At 62.4% G+C, this 17590-nt stretch carries 12 protein-coding genes and 2 pseudogenes; 10 read left to right on the forward strand and 4 right to left on the reverse strand.

The features are described from left to right. Window positions 1–402 precede the first annotated feature (402 nt). Entirely contained in the window at window positions 403–1014 is a 612-nt protein-coding gene (locus tag ON04_RS15810) for a hypothetical protein (protein ID WP_010539509.1), read from the reverse strand. 685 nt (window positions 1015–1699) lie between these two features. On the opposite strand from ON04_RS15810, the gene ON04_RS00015 reads away from it, so the two are divergent. The 9 genes and pseudogenes from ON04_RS00015 (at window position 1700) to ON04_RS00050 (ending at window position 10350) form a co-directional block, all read left to right on the forward strand. Continuing rightward, entirely contained in the window at window positions 1700–2485 is a 786-nt protein-coding gene (locus tag ON04_RS00015) for a hypothetical protein (RefSeq protein ID WP_010539510.1), read from the forward strand. 52 nt (window positions 2486–2537) lie between these two features. After that, window positions 2538–4499: a Mu transposase C-terminal domain-containing protein gene (locus ON04_RS00020; RefSeq protein ID WP_010539511.1), complete on the forward strand. Its 1962-nt coding sequence runs from the start codon at window positions 2538–2540 to the stop codon at window positions 4497–4499. Beyond that, window positions 4496–5491, forward strand: a complete 996-nt coding sequence (locus ON04_RS00025; RefSeq protein ID WP_158217800.1) for an ATP-binding protein — start codon at window positions 4496–4498, stop codon at window positions 5489–5491. Before ON04_RS00020 ends, ON04_RS00025 begins: the two co-directional genes overlap by 4 nt. Next, a pseudogene (locus tag ON04_RS17300) lies at window positions 5485–5880 on the forward strand (TniQ family protein); the annotation flags it as partial. The gene ON04_RS00025 and the pseudogene ON04_RS17300, both read left to right, overlap by 7 nt. Window positions 5881–6015: 135 nt before the next feature. Continuing rightward, the gene (locus ON04_RS16880) at window positions 6016–6441 is read left to right on the forward strand and encodes a hypothetical protein (RefSeq protein WP_010539513.1); all 426 of its coding nucleotides are present in this window, start codon (window positions 6016–6018) and stop codon (window positions 6439–6441) included. Window positions 6442–6496: 55 nt separating this feature from the next. Beyond that, window positions 6497–6958 carry a transposase gene (locus ON04_RS00035; RefSeq protein WP_010539514.1) on the forward strand — a complete coding sequence of 154 codons (462 nt, stop codon included), beginning with the start codon at window positions 6497–6499 and terminating at the stop codon, window positions 6956–6958. Beyond that, the gene (locus tag ON04_RS00040; RefSeq protein WP_010539515.1) at window positions 6955–8010 is read left to right on the forward strand and encodes an IS3 family transposase; all 1056 of its coding nucleotides are present in this window, start codon (window positions 6955–6957) and stop codon (window positions 8008–8010) included. Before ON04_RS00035 ends, ON04_RS00040 begins: the two co-directional genes overlap by 4 nt. A 415-nt stretch (window positions 8011–8425) precedes the next feature. Beyond that, the gene (locus ON04_RS00045) at window positions 8426–9286 is read left to right on the forward strand and encodes a helix-turn-helix domain-containing protein (RefSeq protein ID WP_141564562.1); all 861 of its coding nucleotides are present in this window, start codon (window positions 8426–8428) and stop codon (window positions 9284–9286) included. 305 nt (window positions 9287–9591) lie between these two features. Beyond that, the gene (locus ON04_RS00050) at window positions 9592–10350 is read left to right on the forward strand and encodes a hypothetical protein (RefSeq protein WP_029457359.1); all 759 of its coding nucleotides are present in this window, start codon (window positions 9592–9594) and stop codon (window positions 10348–10350) included. A 167-nt stretch (window positions 10351–10517) separates the two neighbouring features. Here ON04_RS00050 and ON04_RS00055 read toward each other — a convergent pair whose 3' ends face one another. Continuing rightward, window positions 10518–11780, reverse strand: coding sequence for a T3SS (YopN, CesT) and YbjN peptide-binding chaperone 1 (locus ON04_RS00055; RefSeq protein WP_420795305.1), 1263 nt, complete (start codon window positions 11778–11780; stop codon window positions 10518–10520). A gap of 20 nt (window positions 11781–11800) precedes the next feature. Here ON04_RS00055 and ON04_RS00060 point away from each other — a divergent pair, with 20 nt between their 5' ends. Further along, a complete protein-coding gene (locus tag ON04_RS00060) occupies window positions 11801–13114 on the forward strand; it encodes an ISL3 family transposase (RefSeq protein ID WP_010539519.1) in 1314 nt (437 codons plus the stop codon). A gap of 885 nt (window positions 13115–13999) precedes the next feature. Here ON04_RS00060 and ON04_RS15690 read toward each other — a convergent pair. Both ON04_RS15690 and ON04_RS00070 read right to left on the reverse strand, forming a co-directional pair. Continuing rightward, window positions 14000–15259: pseudogene (locus ON04_RS15690) on the reverse strand (IS256 family transposase). 223 nt (window positions 15260–15482) lie between these two features. Continuing rightward, window positions 15483–17590 (reverse strand): KAP family P-loop NTPase fold protein (locus ON04_RS00070; RefSeq protein WP_010539520.1); only part of this gene is annotated, 2108 nt, incomplete at its 5' end.

Below are 17590 nucleotides of genomic sequence, written 5' to 3' on the forward strand. Positions count from 1 at the left end.
ACCGACAAGCCCTATTTGCCACCCTGATGGCCTACGCCAACTGGACCAGTACGAGGCAATCAGGTTCCATCCCGGATTCGCCGAGTTGGCGAAACTCATCGGACAGGATCACCGGTACAAATGTCGCGGTTTCGCGATCGCGAGTGTTGACGTAGACGGGCTCTGGGAAATCGTTCTCAGGTGTGCGCGCGACATCAACGCGACGTTCGGAGCTACTCCCTGAGACCAGGGACTACCGGGGCTGCGCTAAGAGCCACGTAGCCAAAGTGAACTCGACGACTGCTGCAGCTACTCGGGGACAGACCGGCTTCCGCCGCGCCAGCCCACCCAACGCACGGCGCCTCGCGGGAACGGCCACCCTCCTCATCCGCGGACCGCGCCCGGCCTCATGGAGGCCACACATCAGATTCGGGCTCGTGCATCGACCAACGCGGCAACGTCGGTGGCGTTACCACCCGCCTCAAGGTGAGCGACAGGCGCTCTCCCACCCAGTTCGTCGTTCGGCAAGACCATGAAGGCTGCGATGCTGTCCGGTAACAATCCGCAACGGTGCATCACTGGGACGAGCACTGCGAGCCCCGGCAACAAACCCTGGGCCCCGACCTGCCACTCCGGGTAGCGGGGGCCGGCCAGATCGACCTCCTGGAGTCGATCATCGGCCACCAGCCGCCGGACGTCGCGTCGGTCGAGGCCTGCCAGTTCGGCCAGCTCTTCCGGGGACGCGGTCAGACCGAAAAGATAGACCGTCCGGTCGGCCACAGCAGACAGTCTCAGGTCGTCTTCCGCATCCGGGTCCCAGTACTCCAGGACCGACATATCATCTAATCCCGCGTTCTCCCGTAGGAAGTCAAGGTCTCGGTCTACCGCGTACGAATCGGCCTGCGCGGTGCGGTTCCAGGTCACGCCCGCCAACACGGCGTCGAAGGCGGCGAAAACTTGGGAGCGCCCCGCGTTGACGGCGCTGTCCGCCAATGCGTTGTTCAGAGCTGCTCGCTGTTTAGGGGTGACCGCCATGGACGTGACCTCCCCGACTTCTGCGGACGCGCTGCCGTCAGACTACGCCGCAGGCACCTCTAGGAGCGCGATGCAGGCCTTTCCTGCTGCCCACCGGGCTCGCCAAGACGCGATTCGAACCGCAGACAGTCGGCCCACCCCGACCAAGTTCTCATACCGAGTGTGACCTGCACTGGCTCCGCTGGAAGACGCCCATAACAAGCATGAGTGCCGCCAACTTGCTGAGCTGCGGACTCGCATGCCCATCAGCTTCAATGATTTTTTAGCAGCCGACTACAGTCGGCCCGACCGTGGCATCGCGTGTGAGTTCCTTGCGCGACCGCCGAACTTCGGCAACAATCAGCCACATCGGAGAGTCGCGCTACCCCTCGGGGGGACGCGACTCTTTTTTTTCTAGGAGGTACCCACCAAGACCGCACCCCACACGTGAGTGTGGGCCGAGCGCCAACTCGACCCACACTCAGAGACTTCGTTCGGCAATCAGCTTCGCCGTCCTACCCCACTGCCTACCCAGCAGATATGGAGCTTTCGCATGTCATCATCACCCCTACCCTTGTTGTCCGTCAAGCCCCACAGACGAATCACGTCGCCAGCCGCTGCTGACCGCAGTTCACCGCACTCCAGATCGACGCCCGTCGTGACCGCTCGAGGCGGTGTTCGCCGCTCCCCCAGGGAACTACGGGGCATGCTGGCACCGACTGTGGGCCGCAAACACGCGATGGAGTTGCTGTCCGATCCAGAGGTACGCGATCACGCGATCGCCAACTGTCGCGTCGTCACCTCCCCCGACGGCAAAACGGTCGACGTGTCTCCGCTGAGGAGGATTGGGACGAAGTCAGTGACGGACCTGGTGGGGATACGCCGGCTGGGCTCCTACCACGGCGCTCGGTCATCAATCGCGACCCATTCAACGCGGTTCTCCCTCGACGGCCGCCACCACATCGTCTTCGCTGAGTCCCTCCTCGAACTGGCATGGATGACGATTCTTGATCGCAGGGAGGATGTGCTGGGTTACCGCTCGCAAGGGTGTGTCGTGTCGTGGCCGATCAAAGATATTGGATTTGTCAACCATTTCATCGACCTGACGACTGAAACCCACGAGGGCATGACGTTGATGGCGATCAAACCCGACCATCATCTGACCGGTTTCGCCTCATTCATGCTGGAAGAACTTCTCCCGGACACGTGCCGCCAGCATGGCCTCGGGTACGACCTACTGGGGTCGTTGTCGCGGCAATGTCACGTCAATCTCCGAGCACTGTCCGCGTGGCGATGGAAACACCCAGTGTCGTGCGAACCGTGGTGGTCGCCCGGCACAGCCGGCGAGTCCATATCACTTGGCCGTCTTGCCCGGGAATGTGGCGGCGCCGAACTTGGGCGGACTCGAGCGATCCGAGCGATCGCGCAGTGCCACCTAGATATTGACCTGGAAGTTCCGATCCGCACCTCAACGATCGGGGTGTGGCGATGAGCGCGCGTCACGGATTCGGGATCGACAGCGAATTTCCTATCAGACCCTGCGCGTGAGGCTTCATTCGATCAACGCGGAGACGATCCCCGCAACGGCGATCCTGGTTGACCAGTCGGGCGAGCATATTGAGGTGACGCTAGCCAAGTCGATGCAGCTGTATAGAGCCACGTACGGCTTCGACGACGATGGCCCCGCGCAATTGGATCCCATTCTTCGCGATGCCGGGGATGGGTTGTCCGATCGTCAACTGCAAGTGGCGCGGGAGCGTACCGGCCATGTGCTGGAGATCCTTTACGGTGATCCAAGCGGGGTCGTCAGTGTCGACTCTGACCCCCGCTTCGACCCAGCACGCTCGAGCCTGACCACCCGCGTCGCCATCAAGGCCGACCAGCTCTCCGGCGTAGCGGGATATTCCACGAGCTCTCTGCACCGGATGGTCAAGGTGTATCAGGAACACGGTACGAACGGGCTAGCCCCGTACGCCAAGCCAACCACCGAGCCCGCAATGCCCTCCGATGGAGTGGACCCGGAGATTATCGACCGGATCTACCGTTCCTTAAACAAAATGGCGCGCAACGAGTCCACCGTGACGTTCATGGCGTGCATGGTGCGCGCACGAACCGATCTGGACGAAGCAGGCCTGGACACCTCGATCCTGACACACCACAAATTCGAAGGCATCGTCCGGCAGATCTGGGAACCGCTCCGCCTGCGCCAAACCGCTCGAAGTCGACGTAGCGTGCAGTCGCGCTCCACCCGCGGCCGCCGGCGCCCTCCACCGTCGTACCCCGGCGAGCAGATTGAGATCGACTCGACTCAGATGAACGTCCTGGTGCGACCCCCGAGCGGAGGAAAACCGATTCGCCCATGGGCAATTGTCGCCATCTGTGTGCTCAGCCGAGTGATGTTCATTCGCCTTACCCCGACCCCACCGAACAGCAAGGATGTGCGGCTACTGCTCTGGGACGTCTACGGACCCCTGGCAACCGGACTCGACCTCGACGAAAGCTCGCTACCGCTGGGAGTTCCAGAGTCAGTGACCCTTCCCGAATACCCCTTCCGCATGAACGTGGGAACCATCGTCAGCGACCACGGGAAGGAGTTCGAAAACACCAAGGTCATCGAACTACTCCGCAACTGGGGGTGCGACATCGTCTACGCCCGCACCAGAACCGGCTCAGATAAAGGCTACGTCGAGTCCGTCAATCGGACCCTGGACTTATTCCAACAGGACCTGCAAGGATACGTCGGTCGCGGGCCCGAACACCGCGGCGACAAACTTGGTCCCCTCTTCTCGTTCAGCGAGCTGGCAGTGGTCCTCAGAACCTGGTTGCTGGACGAGTACATGCACCGGCCACACTCTGGACTTCCGGTGCAGGGCGCCAAAGGGAAGTTCTATTCTCCAGCGCAAGCGTTCGACTTAGCCATGCGGCGCGGAGCCACCCTGGAGTGCCATCTGACACCAGACGATGTCTACACCATCTTGGACAGCGCCGATGTCACCGTCCAATCCGACGGAGTGCGCTGCAATGGTCTGCGCTATGACGGGCCCGCGCTGCGGAAGATCAAGAGCGGGGAAATCTCACCCCTGGTATCGCTCAAACGCAAGCAGAGCGTGCGCTATGACCCCGACGACAGGTCCAGAGTGTTCTTCCGTGACGACCATGGTCGCTGGCACGTCTTGCACGCCATTGATCGAAACGGGAGCGCCCTTCCACCGTTCAGCGACTCCATTGCCAGCGAGATCGCAGCCGCCGACGCCCGCCCACTGCCGTCAAAGGAATCCGAAGTACGCCGCCGCAGCACCTTCGTGCGCGTAATCGATGAACTCACCCAAACCGCACCCCGCACCTTGGACATCGACCAAATCCGCATCCTGAACTCCGTTCCCGATCCCGTCGGGGACCCCACCGTGATGGGCGACAACGACGATTCCGACGACACGGTCTACCCCCTGTCGTTGGAACTTGATGACTGTCTCGATGAGCTCATTGACGAAGGAGACCTGTGGTGAACCTGCACGTTCCTGAGCATCCCCTGTCCTTGCAGGTCCAAGCAGATTGGCCACAGTTTGCGCGCCACTGTCCGGCTTTGCCGCTCGACTTCGACCACAGTGACCGCGTCGCGGTCGGCTCGTGGATCTCCGGCCTGAAGCCGATTGAGACGTCTGACATTCACCTCATCCAAGGCGCCATCCGGGATCAACTATTCCGTAACGGCGGCCAGTACCAGGGCAGTCGTCAAATTCTCGCCATCGACGGCGACTCGGCTCTGGGGAAGACCGTGGCCGTCAGCACGGCGATGCTGCGCATCCACGACGAACTTCTCAACAGTCCACCACCAACGAAACCAGAGGTGCATGTCCGCCATTTTCCAGTGGTCTACGTCAGCGACCAAGGCGCGAGCTTCCCCAGGTTGCTCAGGGCCATAGCGGGTTTTGTTCACTCGCCGTTGGGAAGCCGAAAAGCCGTGGCCGACGATCTGCTCGAGCACCTCGCACGATACTTGCCCAGTGTCGGAACGCGACTCATCGTCATCGATGACGCACATATGCTTCGCCGGGTCGGTGCCGCCCGAGATCTCACCGACGACCTCAAGCGCACCGTCGATCGACTCCCAGTGAGTTTCGTTTTCGTCGGTGCCGGCCTCCAACGCAGCGCGCTGTTCAAAACAAGCAGCACCTCGGATGAGTACTCCGCGGCCACCCAGTTGCAGCGGCGCATCCGCCTTATCGAGATGGTGCCGTTGTCCGCCCCTGAGCACCGGAAGGCGTGGACGAACCGCATCAATCGCTTCACGACCGAAATCGAGAAGATTCCCGGATACGATTGGTCGATCCTCAGGAACCCCACCTTCCGACAGAACCTGTTCGCGCTGTCGCACGGATCTACTGGCCTGTCGTTTGAGCTAGCCAAGGACACTCTCACTCAGTCGATCCGACAGGACCGCATCGCCACAGTCGACAGTCTCATCACGGCTGCACGGTCCCGGGGACAGCGATGCTAGCCATAACCACGCCGCTTCTTCCCGATGAGTCCATCGACAGTTGGATAGAACTGCTGGCCAGCCTCAACAGCTGCGCTCCACGAGATATTGCCACCCAGTCAACCCTGCTCAACGGACGCGCAAAAGCAAGCCCTCTCACCGCTTCACTGCTCCCGGAGACCGCCCGCCGACTTGAGGCGCACACCGGCGTGGCCAGCCAACTCATCTTAAATGCCTCGCTACAACGGTACCGCGAGCACGGCCTAGTTCCGGTGATCGGGAACCGGGCGGGCGAAGGTACTTGGGCCAGGTATGGCGGAACGAAGTTCTGCCCGAGCTGCCTCACCGAACGGGACATGCGATGGAAACTCGACTGGCACCTGGCTTGGGTCAACGTCTGCCTCACTCACCAGTGCCTGCTGGTACATCGTTGCCCAACGTGCGAAACTCCTCCACGTAAGTCGGCCTACCCACACCCGCCCTTTGTCCAAGACATTCTCGGAAATCGCCGTGGAAAACTGTGCCCAGACGCATGCTGTACCCAGTTGTTGGCCCAGTGCGAGGCCGTCCAACTCCCGTCATCATCAGCGCTTCTGGTCGCCGCGTCGGCCCTCCAAAAAGTTCTCGACCACGGGCACGCACAGCTGTCCTATTCCGCCGAAGTCCCCATAACCGCTAGGCACTTCTTCGCTGACCTGACGATCCTCACCCGTCACGCACTCCACGCAGTGACCTCCAGCGGGGCAAGCTTCGAGGAACTCGAACTGGCCGGTCCTGCGGCCCCGCAGCTCCAGCACGGGGACCAGAACCCTTACCAAACGACGGGCGCGATCGAGATTTCCAGTCAGCCACCACCGGCCGTCATGCAGCTGGCCACCACCATGGCGCTGCTTATCCTCGATGACCCCCGCACGAAGAAGGCCAGCCCATACCCGATCCGAGACCACTCCCTATCCGCCAGACTGAGTTGAGACACCCGGGCTGGCTGGTTGAGGGATTGGGGCAAGAGTAGAAAGAGAACCCAGCATGACGATCATCGCTACTACTGAGGGGGCCGTGGAGGCCTCGGAGCAGGCACCGGCGACGGCCTCGACGCAGCAGACCGCGGTGGAATCCCCGCGGGCCGGGCGGTCGGCGCGGCGGACGTTCACCGCGGAGTACAAGCGGCGGATCGTCGCCGAGTACGACCAGGCCCCGGCGGGCTCCAAGGGTCAGGTACTGCGCCGCGAGGGTCTCTACGATTCCAGCGTCAAACAGTGGCGGGCCCAGATCGAAGCCGGAACACTGGGCAGGGTGTCTAAGGAGAAGCCCCGAGCGGGCATATCGCCGGAGCAGGCGCGTATCGCCGAGCTGGAAAAGCAGGTCGGCAAGCTCGAGTCGGACGCCGCCCGAAAGGACCAGGTCATCGCCGACCGTGACGCCGCGCTGGAGGTCATGGGAAAAGGTGTCGCATTCTTGGAGGCACTCTCCAGGAAAAACAAGGAGTGAGCCGGGCGGCATGGCGCACCTGGCAAGCCGAGACCGCGCAGCTACTGACCACGCTGCTAGGTGTGGTGCGGGCATGTGCCCTGGTCGGGCGGTCGCGAGCCACCCATCACCGGCAGGCGAACCCCACGCCGCGCCCGTACGGTCCGCACCCGAAACCTCAGCACCCGGCCGAGCTCAACGCCACCGAACGTGAGGCGATCCTGACGGTCCTGACCAGCGAGGCCTACGCCGACCTGTCGGTAGCCCAGGTCTGGGCCCGCGAACTCGACGCCGGCCGGTACCACTGCTCGCAGCGCACCATGCACCGGATCCTGGCCACTGCGCGGATGAACGGTGAACGCCGCCGGCAGGCCACCCACCCGCCGCGCAAGATCCCCGAACTCATCGCGCACGCCGCCAATGACGTCTGGACCTGGGACATCACGAAAATGCGAGGCCCTGCCAAGGGAATCTGGTACCACGCCTACGTCGTCATCGACATCTACTCCCGCTACGTCGTCGGGTGGCGCATCGAGACCGTCGAAGACGGCGAACTCGCCGCGGACCTGGTCGCCGACGCCATCGCTGAGCAGGGCCGGGCGCCGGGGTACTTGCACGCCGACGGGGGCGCGGCGATGACCTCCAAACCGTTGGCCTCACTGCTGTGCGACCTGGACATCACCCGATCCCACAATCGGCCGCGGACCAGCAACGACAACCCCTACAGCGAGTCCCAGTTCAAGACCATGAAGTACACACCCGACTACCCCGAGCGGTTCGCCAGCATCGGCCACGCCAGGGCCTGGATGAACCGATTCATCTGCTGGTACAACCACGAGCACCGGCACTCAGGGATTGGTCTGCACACCCCGGCCAGCGTCCACGACGGCACCGCCGAGCACATCCGCGACAGTCGCCAGCTCGTCCTGGATGCCGCCTATGCCAAGCACCCCGAACGGTTCACCCGACGACCACGACCACCCCGACTACCGGAGAAAGTGACCATCAACGACCCCGACGCCCGCTCACCCGAAACTAGCCAAGCTCAACCGACCACTGCACGTCTCATTTGATTTGACACGCACCGACTGGCTGAGCGAAGATCGGATCAAGGTCATCCGCGACTCACTGCGCCGAACTAATAGGCCGCTCCACTCCAGGTACCTGGAACGTCTATTTGGTGTCACTCGGCCCGAGCGGACGTCAACACCGATCTCCAGCGCCCAAGGTCACCGACGTCAAGGCCATTCCATTTCCGGGTTGTCCCACCTTCGACCCCACCCTATCGACGCCATGTCATTGCCCTCGTGCCTGTGGCCAGAAGCCGTACGGCACTGCCCAGAACTACCACCGCGCGTCGCACGCGGATTTCCCTACCTTGCCCCGATCGCCCTCGCAGCAATCGGACGCCGACCCAAACTAGACAACCTCGCCACACAGTTCGGACTGAACGCAGAAACACCGGCACTACGGTCAGCTCTGAACCACTTGATCTCGAACGAAGCCGGGACCACTGCGGTGGACTACCTGGCTACCCTCCACGACCATCTGATGGCGCACCCACCGCCGATCGACTACCGGCGGCGGCGACGACTATTTCCGGCCCCCGCAGAACTCGGATCAGTACGTCTGCGGCGGTTAAGCCGCGCCGGTAGCGCCTACAAAACCAGCGCCTTCAGCTGGATGATCAGCCGCTACGTATGGCAGTTACTCACCGGATACGACCCGTTCGTCACCTACGGCGCCAAACTCCTGCACGGCCCAGCGGCGTACCAATACCGCAGCTTCGTGCGCGACATGCACCCCGACCTCCAACACGCGGCTGGAGAAGTCGCCGAGCGCCTCTTGCTCGAACACCGCATCGGTGAACCGGTCGCTTTCGACCTGGTCTGGAACTCCCAAGCCCAAACCTGGGCACCAGCGGGGCGCAGCACCCACTTCCTCATTAACGCCGGCCGCAGCGACCTACGCCGCTCCAGCCTGTCCATCGAATTCGCAGCATCCACCGCGGGAGACATAGAAGAACTCATCCACCTCGCACTAGCAGGCGAACACCACCTCGCGTTGCGCATCTACCGATTTGTCCTCACACACGAGCTTCCCACGCACAAAGCTGCCTCGGCTGCACTCGGACTGTCAAAAAGCCAGATTCAACGCGAAACGAAGCACCTCGAAGCCGCGCTAGACGAACCGCTGTTTGGCGGTCCGCCCCGCCGACTTACCGAAGCCGGTCGCGACCTCGCCGAATTCGCCCGCCCATACCTTTCCGATCTCCAGCGCGTCGCGGGACCCTTAGCGATCCCTCCAGACCTGTCCCTCCTCGAACCACCCGCCATAAAACGCCGGTAGCTACGGCGAGACGCGCACATGCTTACCAATGTCGCCGCGAAGAAGGATGGCGTGGTCCAGTGGTCAACCGATCGCAATCAGACCCACACCACGCTGCAGGCCCGCAGTTAGTTGTTGGCGGTGTTAATGTAAGCCACTGTTAATTTCTAAATTGAGAGTTGATTGTCTTGAGTTTTTCCCGAGTAGTCACTGTTGCCGCTGCGCTGGTCCTAGTCTCCGCCTGTGGATCTAGTCAGGGTGAGGAATCGACCAACTCCGATGCCGACACCCCCCGAACCACCCAGCGTTCCCAGACCTCGGTCGGTGTGCTGTCGGCACAGGACGAGAGCACTTACTCGGAAGACCAACTGATCTACGTGGAAGTGGGTACGCCCGCCGCAGTCAAAGCCGTGGTCAAGTGCAGCGGTCCCGAATATGCGTTGGTAAACGAGTCCTACATGGACGACGGTGCCAGTTCCATGACCGTCGTCGGCAGCGCCGAAGCCCAAGCTCGCATTCCTCCGAAAGAGGTGGCAGATGCAGTTGGCGTCGGCACTGACGAAGTGGTGAGTCGCTACGAAAAGGAGCTAACCACCGACACCGGTGGAGTTGTCGGGTTCGTCGTCTCTACTACCGGAACAGGAACCGACTGCTCTGTTCAGCTGACCGACCGTTCCAACGGAACGGTGCTCGCCGATGAGGACGTAGTTTCAAGCGAGAAGAAAACCGTTTTCCCACTGTGGTTTCCCAAGGGCCGTAGCACCGGGTCGAGTCGGACCGGGACTCGTTCGTCTGCTGAGCTGACCTATCCGTCCGGCGACCCAGTGCTACCGGGGTACCCGGTGAAAGTCAGTGGGGCCTCCATCGACTACCGAGTTATCGGGTTCTCGGGAAGCGCGGAACAGGAGTACGTGGCATTGGCGCCTGGGGTTTATGCCCCGTACACGCCGATCGAGCCTGACTTGAGCGCATACCTCGACGGTCCCAACCAGGGAGACTGCACGGTCCGAGCCAAGTTCTTCCCCAACACGGGAGGCAGCTGTTGGAGTGGCGTCGGACCCGGCAGCGAAGAGCCACCGCTCTAGCTAGCGTTTCAATTGGACTCAGTTCGGACAGAGAGTTCTGTCTTGCGAACATGACGGAACACGACTTATCGGCATCTGGGAACCGGGGGCGCCTAGCTTCAAGGAACTCGGAGACTAGACCGACCAGGGCTCGCCGGCGGTTGCCTCAGCTAGGTCGCTCCGATCAGTCAAATAAGAGGGTGACATCCCTGCTGGCCCCAGTTGGTCTGCCCGAAGTCGGTCGGGACGAGACGCTTTCCGGTGAAGTTGGCGTTGAGCTCGGGATCAAGCACTCCGTCGAATTCCCACACAACGCCACTCTTGCCCTCCGCTCGGTCGAGGGCGGTCCAACGGTGGGCTCGGTACACCGCACGGACGACATCATGAGCCACGACGAAGACGGGCAAGTCAGGGGTGGACCGTAGAGTGGCCCTAACTGACCAGGCGCGGCGGGCTGCGTCGTATATCTTGTCCGGATCATCGGTGGCACCAGCCGCGTTGACCTTGAGGACGAGACTGGGCCTCGGCAACTCCGGAGCTGGCTCAGCACCAAGACGAAGAGCGATCTCCTCGGCCCGGGTGTCGTCAATCGCGAAGCGGTAGTGGCCGCTGACGACATTGGCTAGATCGCCGTATTCGGACTGGCCCGCACCGATGCGAAAGCCTGAGATCAACGCTTGTTCCACGGCGAAGGCTTCCTCACGGCTGTCGCAGACCCGAATAATGTGGTGTTCCACAGCCATGCCCGCCGCGGCAATCTGCCGGATTCGGTCGGCCTTCGCCGTGCGCACCGCACGGTTGTCGCCGTGCTCGCTGTCGATGAGCAGCTCGTGCCCTTCGCCTGAAGGGGGCTCGTCACCGAGTGCAGACCAGACATGGTGATATACGCGGTCGCCGGTTCCCTTGCCGATGTAGAACGCGCTGTCGTCGCGGGGATCGATGAGCATGTACACGTACTGTTTTAGAGCAGCGCGGACGTCTGCGGTGAAAGGTGCAGGTAGCGAGGGGCGTTCTGGGGTTTGCAGTACGTCCGCGAGAGTCTTCCCGCCAGCGCACTCGGTGATCTGAGGGCCGGCGAAATCCAAGACCTCGCCGACGGTGTTGATCAATGTGTACAAGTGCTGCGGAACGAACGGGATTGCCGGCGCGTCACAGGAGGCCACCACGGCGTCGCCGAGGATTTGAAAACGTACGAATGTTGCTTGGTCGTTGAGGGCTTCGACGACAGGTTGCGCCGCAGCTGGAGTGGTCATCCCAGTCACCACAAACGACACCATCGAGAGAACCCCCTCAGGCCGAGGGGTCACCACCATGCCCGAGCTGCCGAGCTGAATGCGAAAACTGGCCCTTCCGGATCCGGAGTGCGTAACTGGGGTTCGCCGGTGATGCGGTGAGGCACAAGATGTAGGGGTCCTGGGGCGTGTGAAGATGCAGGTTCCCACGCCACGCATCGAACACCCCAGGACCCGCTTTGAACGCTACCGCCAGCCTGCTCGCCGACACCATCTGCCGCACCGTCGAACTCGGGGTGACCATCACCGACGCCGCCGTGGCCGACGAGTTCACGCACCTGTTCTGCGCCCCGGTCACACTCGACCCGATCTGCGCGGACTGCGGAACCGCTGGGCGCCTGCGGGATCATGTCGAGCGGAAGGTGACGGATCTGCCGATCGTCGGGCATCCCACCAGACTGCACGTACGGGTACCGCGCTTCACCTGCGACAACACCGAGTGCGCCACGAGGATCTTCCAGCAACGGATGCCGGCGTTGGCCGAGCCGCGGGCCAAGACCACCCGCCGCTGCAGCCGCTGGATTCTGCAGCGTCTGGCGATCGACCGCACCAGCGTCTCCGCGGTGGCCAAGGCCCTCGGGCTGGGGTGGGATCTCGTCAATGACCTGGCGGTCTCGGAGACTCGCACGATGGTCTACGAACAGCCGGGACACTTCGACGGAGTCCGTGTCCTCGGGGTCGATGAGCACAAGTGGAAGCACGTCCGCGGTGACGGCAGCAGCTCGTTTGTGACCGTGCTGGTCGACCTGACCCCGGTGGTGGACGGCACCGGCCCTTCTCGCCTGCTGGACATGGCCCCGGGGCGTTCGGCGAAGACGCTCACCGAGTGGCTCGATGCCCGCGACCAGGAGTTTCGGGACCGGATCAAGGTGGTGACGATGGATGGGTTTGCCGGCTACCACACCGCCGCCGCCAAGGCTGTGCCCGCTGCCCGGACGGTGATGGATCCGTTCCACGTCGTGCATCTGGCCGCCGAGAAGCTGACCGTGTGCCGCCAGCGGATTCAGCAGGCCACCACCGGGCACCGGGGCCGCACCGGCGACCCCCTGTACGGGATCCGCCGAACGTTGAACACCCGGGCTGAGCTGCTCACCGACAAGCAGAAAGTGCGGCTGTTCAAGGCTTTCACCGCCAATGCTGCGCACGCCGCAGTGGAGGTCACCTACGGCGTCTACCAGCGACTCATCACGGCTTACGAGGCCTCGGGAAGGCGGGAGGGCAAGATCGCGATGTACAAGCTCCTCAAGTCGATCCGGGCCGGTGTACCCGCAGAACTGTCGGAGCTCGCGCAGCTCGGCCGGTCATTGTGGAAGCGGCATCGGGAGATCCTCGCTTACTTCGACGTCGGGGCTTCCAACGGCCCCGTCGAGGCCATCAACGGCCGACTGGAACACCTCCGCGGGATCGCCCTGGGCTTCCGCAACCTCAAGCACTACATCTTGCGGTCACTGATCCACTCCGGACAGCTCCAGAACCGGATCAACGCACTCTAAATCCGGAAGGGCCCGAAAACTGCCCTCAGCATCCGGCTCGATCGAAAATCCGTAGCTCATTGCCAGACCTGAGTTCCACAACTTTTAGTGACCCGCTTCCACGGCAAGGACCAGCTCGCGCTCGCTGTCGGCGAGGATGTCGCAGAGCAGCGAGTTTTATGAGTCGAGCGCAGCCCCTTGCAGGTCACTGACGCTGCATCTTTCATCGATCTCTACCGGCGGCGGGGTCACCAGGCGCCCGGAAAGAAGCCGCCAGAGAACGTGCGTCCAAATATCGCGCACGGGGGCGCTGCGGAAGCCGCTCGAACCTCCTTGAACCAAGGATCAACCAGGGTTTTCCGGGGCGTGGCGGCCCGGAACTTCCCTGTCGCTGGCCGAAATCATGCTCGGGCGTCTCTCCACGACCCGCGAATTAGTGACCTGCCATCCACGCCTTCGACGCTGTGAACAGCTACGATCACCACCGAGAGCCTTGAAACGCCGTAAACTTGTGGAACTCAGGCCAGAGCGTGGGCCACGGCCGAGACAAGATCGTCTGGATCACTTGGACGATACGCGGCGTAAGGATCGAAGTCCTCGGGATCTAAACTCGTCGTCATTTTCTGGAGACTACGGTCTGTGTACGACATTAGTATCCCGAACGTACGCGGAAGCTCGCTCTCGGCGCGGCGCGAGAAAGCTCTCGGCGGGCACGCAGAACGAGCCGTCAGCGGCATCTAGTCTCATTCCGTGGACCAGCAAACATGACAGAACCCAACATTATCGGCGCATACTTGGGACGGCCCGTACAGAGTCACGCTTATCGGGAATCTTGTAGATAAGTGCGATGACGAACGGTCAAGCCCCTAGAAGTGGTGTAACTGGTTTGTGATCCTTCGTTGGTGATCAGGCGGGTAGTTGCATCAGTGCATCAGTGGTCACCTCCGTCGTCGAGCTGGTGTCGGTGTCGGTGGTCAGGGTGAGTCGGCAGCGGCCCAGGACTTCGAGTCCGAGGTATCGGCGGCCTTCGGCCCATTCGTCGGTCTGCTCGGCCAGGACGGCGCCGATGAGGCGGACGATGGCCTCTCGGTTGGGGAAGATGCCCACGACGTCGGTGCGGCGGCGGATCTCGCGGTTGAGCCGCTCGGTGGGGTTGTTGGACCAGATCTGGCGCCACACGTCGTCGGGGAACGTGGTGAAGGCGAGCAGGTCCTCGCGGGCGTCGCCGAGGTGGTCGGCCACGTCGGGTAGCCGACCTTCGGTGTACTCGAGGAGCCGGTCGAACTGGGCATTGACGGCCTCGGCGGTGGGCTGGTCATACACGCTGCGGGAGCATGGCTTTCACGGCCGGCCACATGGACTTGGGGCACACGGCCATGAGGTTCGCCGAGTAGTGGGTGCGGCAGCGTTGCCACGCGGCTCCCGGCAGGTTCGCCGCGATCGCCCCGACCAGCCCGGCGTGGGCATCGGAGGTCACCAGCCGCACCCCGCCCAGGCCACGGGCCACCAGGTCGGCGAAGAAGGTGTTCCACGAGGCCTTCGTCTCGCTGGTGGCGACCTGTATGCCCAGCACCTCGCGGTGGCCGTCGCCGTTGACGCCGGTGGCCAGCAGCACGGAAGCCTTGACGACCTGCTTGTTCTCGCGGACCTTGATTGTCAACGCATCGGCGGCGACGAAGGTGAACGGCCCGGCCTCGTCCAGGCGGCGGTGCCGGAACGCGGCGACCTGCTCTGAGGTCTTCGGCCATGCGTGAGACCTGCGACTTGGATAGTGAGTCGATGCCGAGAGTTGTGACCAGCTTGTCAATCCGGCGGGTAGACACCCCGGCCAGATAGCAGTCGGCTACGACGGTGATCAGCGCGGACTCGGCTCGCTTGCGGCGCTCGAGCAGCCACTCGGGAAAGTAGGAGCCCGAGCGCAGCTTCGGGACGGCGACGTCGACGGTGCCGACCCGGGTATCCAGGGGCCGGTGGCGGTAACCGTTGCGGTAGTTGGTGCGCTCAGCCGAGCGGGCGTTCCACTCGGCGCCGCACACAGCGTCGGCATCGGCGGAGAGCAGGGCGTTGATCATGGTCTCCCAGCAGCTCGCGTATCAGATCCGGCGACGCGTCAGATAGGGCTTGGCCAAGCAGGCCTGCAGGGTCGACAATATGAGGTGCGGTCATCGTGATGACTCCGTTCGAGGATTCGGTAGAAGGTTGACTCGAAGGATCACACGGTGGCCGCTCTACACCCGTGCACAACACGGAATCGCAGACGATCTCGGCCACCGAGTTACACCACTCTATGGGGCACTACTTGACGAACTGGACCTGACGTCGTTTATGTGAGGACGGCTGCGGGGAGCGTGACGATGGCTGGCAACAATGGAGTGATCACCAAGCCTGGTTAGTCGGGTTGATTACTCGTCATTCCGAGCAAGATCGAGTGCATGGCGAACTTCGCCTTCGCCTGTCGTGCATCAACCGAATAGTCCTCCCGTTCCGGGAGATCTTCGACCGACGGTGGATCCTGGAACTGCGTGGGGTCCCAGTGCTCGCGCTGGTAGATCTCCTCGAACGGTTTGTGATAGAAGCCCTGCAGGTCTTCTCGCATATCGCTGTCCTTGGCCACCATGCGAGCTGCCACGTCGAGCTGGGTCAGCCCCTCGCTGTCGATGCGGCGTCGCAGCTCTGTGTACATGTCGGTGGTCAGGAAATGGATGAAAGTTAGTACTTGCCCCTCCTGATGCGGTTGCGGGGAAGTCATATCATCCATGCACATTCTCAGTACTTCGTCACGAACATCGGTGATGGCGGAGGCGATCGGGGCAGGGTAGTTGTCGCTGCCACGGCGGAACATCACGAGTACCTGGGTGATGGCGCGCAGACTGAGACGCTGCCGTATCTGATTCACTACCGCGCGAGCGGCGTCGGTGTCCGAGCTGGCCTCTATAGCCCGCTCAAAGAGTATCGCAGCGATTTCTTGATTGGCACTGAGCCAGGACAAATCGCCGTGCTCGTTAAGCAACGATGGCCATAGATGCTCGAAGGCGGCCAAGGCGCTCTCCGGTGAGGCATTGGTGACGAAGCGTCCGAGTTCGCGGCGCAGCTTTCGTAGGGCGAGTTGCCGATTGTCACCGCCAGCATCGATGAACGTGCGCAGCACGCAGCCTTGACGGAGGCTTCCTTCGCTGAGCAGCGAGGATACTTCTTCTGATGCTGTGACATCGCTGATGTCACCGACAGGCAGGGTGAACATGAAGTAGCGGTCGAAGAACTCGTCGTGGTGCACCTGCAGGGTTGTGGTGAGTGGGCGCGTGCGGGAGGGCCTCTGGTGTGGCAGCTTTGGAAATAGGTAGACCAGGATCTGGTAGACGTCAGCGAGCTCGGGTTCGCTCATTCCGGGGGCTTCTTTGCGAAGGCGGGTCAGCCAGTCCTCGGCGGTGTCGCGCCCGTTATTTGAGGACATCAGATACTGGGGGGGTTCCCCGACGAGCTTGGAACGCCACGCTGGCAGGCGATCGTAGATCCGCTCGTGGTGCAGTCGTAGATAGGTGACCAGCGCCGCGTCGAGAAGATCGAGGTGCCCTCGTCCGAGTAGAGCCATCAGAACGTCTACTTGAGCGCACCAGCGGTAGATCGCCCGCAGTGTGGTGTTGTCGATGGACGGGAGCAGGTCCAGTAGCTCGTCGATGAGATCCCACTCTCTTCCATTGCTGGGATCGGTGCCGGTGAGGTCACATCCGTATCGGTGGGCGATGGCGGTGAGTTGCTCGGTGACTTCACGGCGACTGTGGGCAGACTGCAGTGGCGGGAGCTCGAACGGGTACTGCACGATCTTCTCAAGGTAGGCACGAGCTCGGTCGGGGTCCTTGCCTGCGAGATCGGACGCTCCTATCAGGTCCAGCACGGTGCGCTTGTCATAGGAGAGCAGGTAGTGGACACCGGGAAATCTGCCGAGTAGCCGGACCGCTTTCATCACCGCGAGTAGTTCGTCGGTGTGCAGTCGGTCGAGGTCGTCGACGATCACCAAGACCTTCGCGCCGGTGCGTCCAATGGCCTTCGACATCGCCGCGAACTGCTGGCGGAACGGATTGGGAGCGGGAGTGTAGTTTTTAAGCTCGTCCAGGGTGGATGAGGTAGCGGTATCAGCGATCTTCTGCCAGGTCCCGGAACCAAGCTTCTGGTCTAAGTATCCCTCGGCTGCTGTCCTGATCACCGAGGTTGCCACCGGCGTCGCGGACATCAGCATTGCGCGAGCTGTCTTTCCGCGCTTGCTCTTCTTGGGCATAGCAGATGCGATGACTTCGTAAAACTCGCCGGTCAGTGAGTCGAGGTCGGTTGTTGCCCAGGGGGTGAACTCGACAGCCACCCACTGCTTGTCGTCTTCTAGCTCAAGCCGAATCATGTTCAATACCGACGTCTTTCCAGCGCCCCAGGCGCCGGAGAGTCCGAAGGTGACGCTCTGTCCGGTTCCGGCCAAGCGGATACGATGGGTAAGTCCCGTGGAGTGGT

This window comes from Dietzia alimentaria 72 (assembly GCF_000226215.1).
Lineage (GTDB): Bacteria > Actinomycetota > Actinomycetes > Mycobacteriales > Mycobacteriaceae > Dietzia > Dietzia alimentaria.

Excerpts from the sequence above, each read along its gene's own strand:
- ON04_RS15810 (WP_010539509.1), bottom strand. The coding sequence starts at position 1,014 with ATGGCGGTCACCCCTAAACAGCGAGCAGCTCTGAACAACGCATTGGCG.
- ON04_RS00015 (WP_010539510.1), top strand. The coding sequence starts at position 1,700 with ATGCTGGCACCGACTGTGGGCCGCAAACACGCGATGGAGTTGCTGTCC.
- ON04_RS00035 (WP_010539514.1), top strand. The coding sequence starts at position 6,497 with ATGACGATCATCGCTACTACTGAGGGGGCCGTGGAGGCCTCGGAGCAG.
- ON04_RS00055 (WP_420795305.1), bottom strand. The coding sequence starts at position 11,780 with ATGCGTGGCGTGGGAACCTGCATCTTCACACGCCCCAGGACCCCTACA.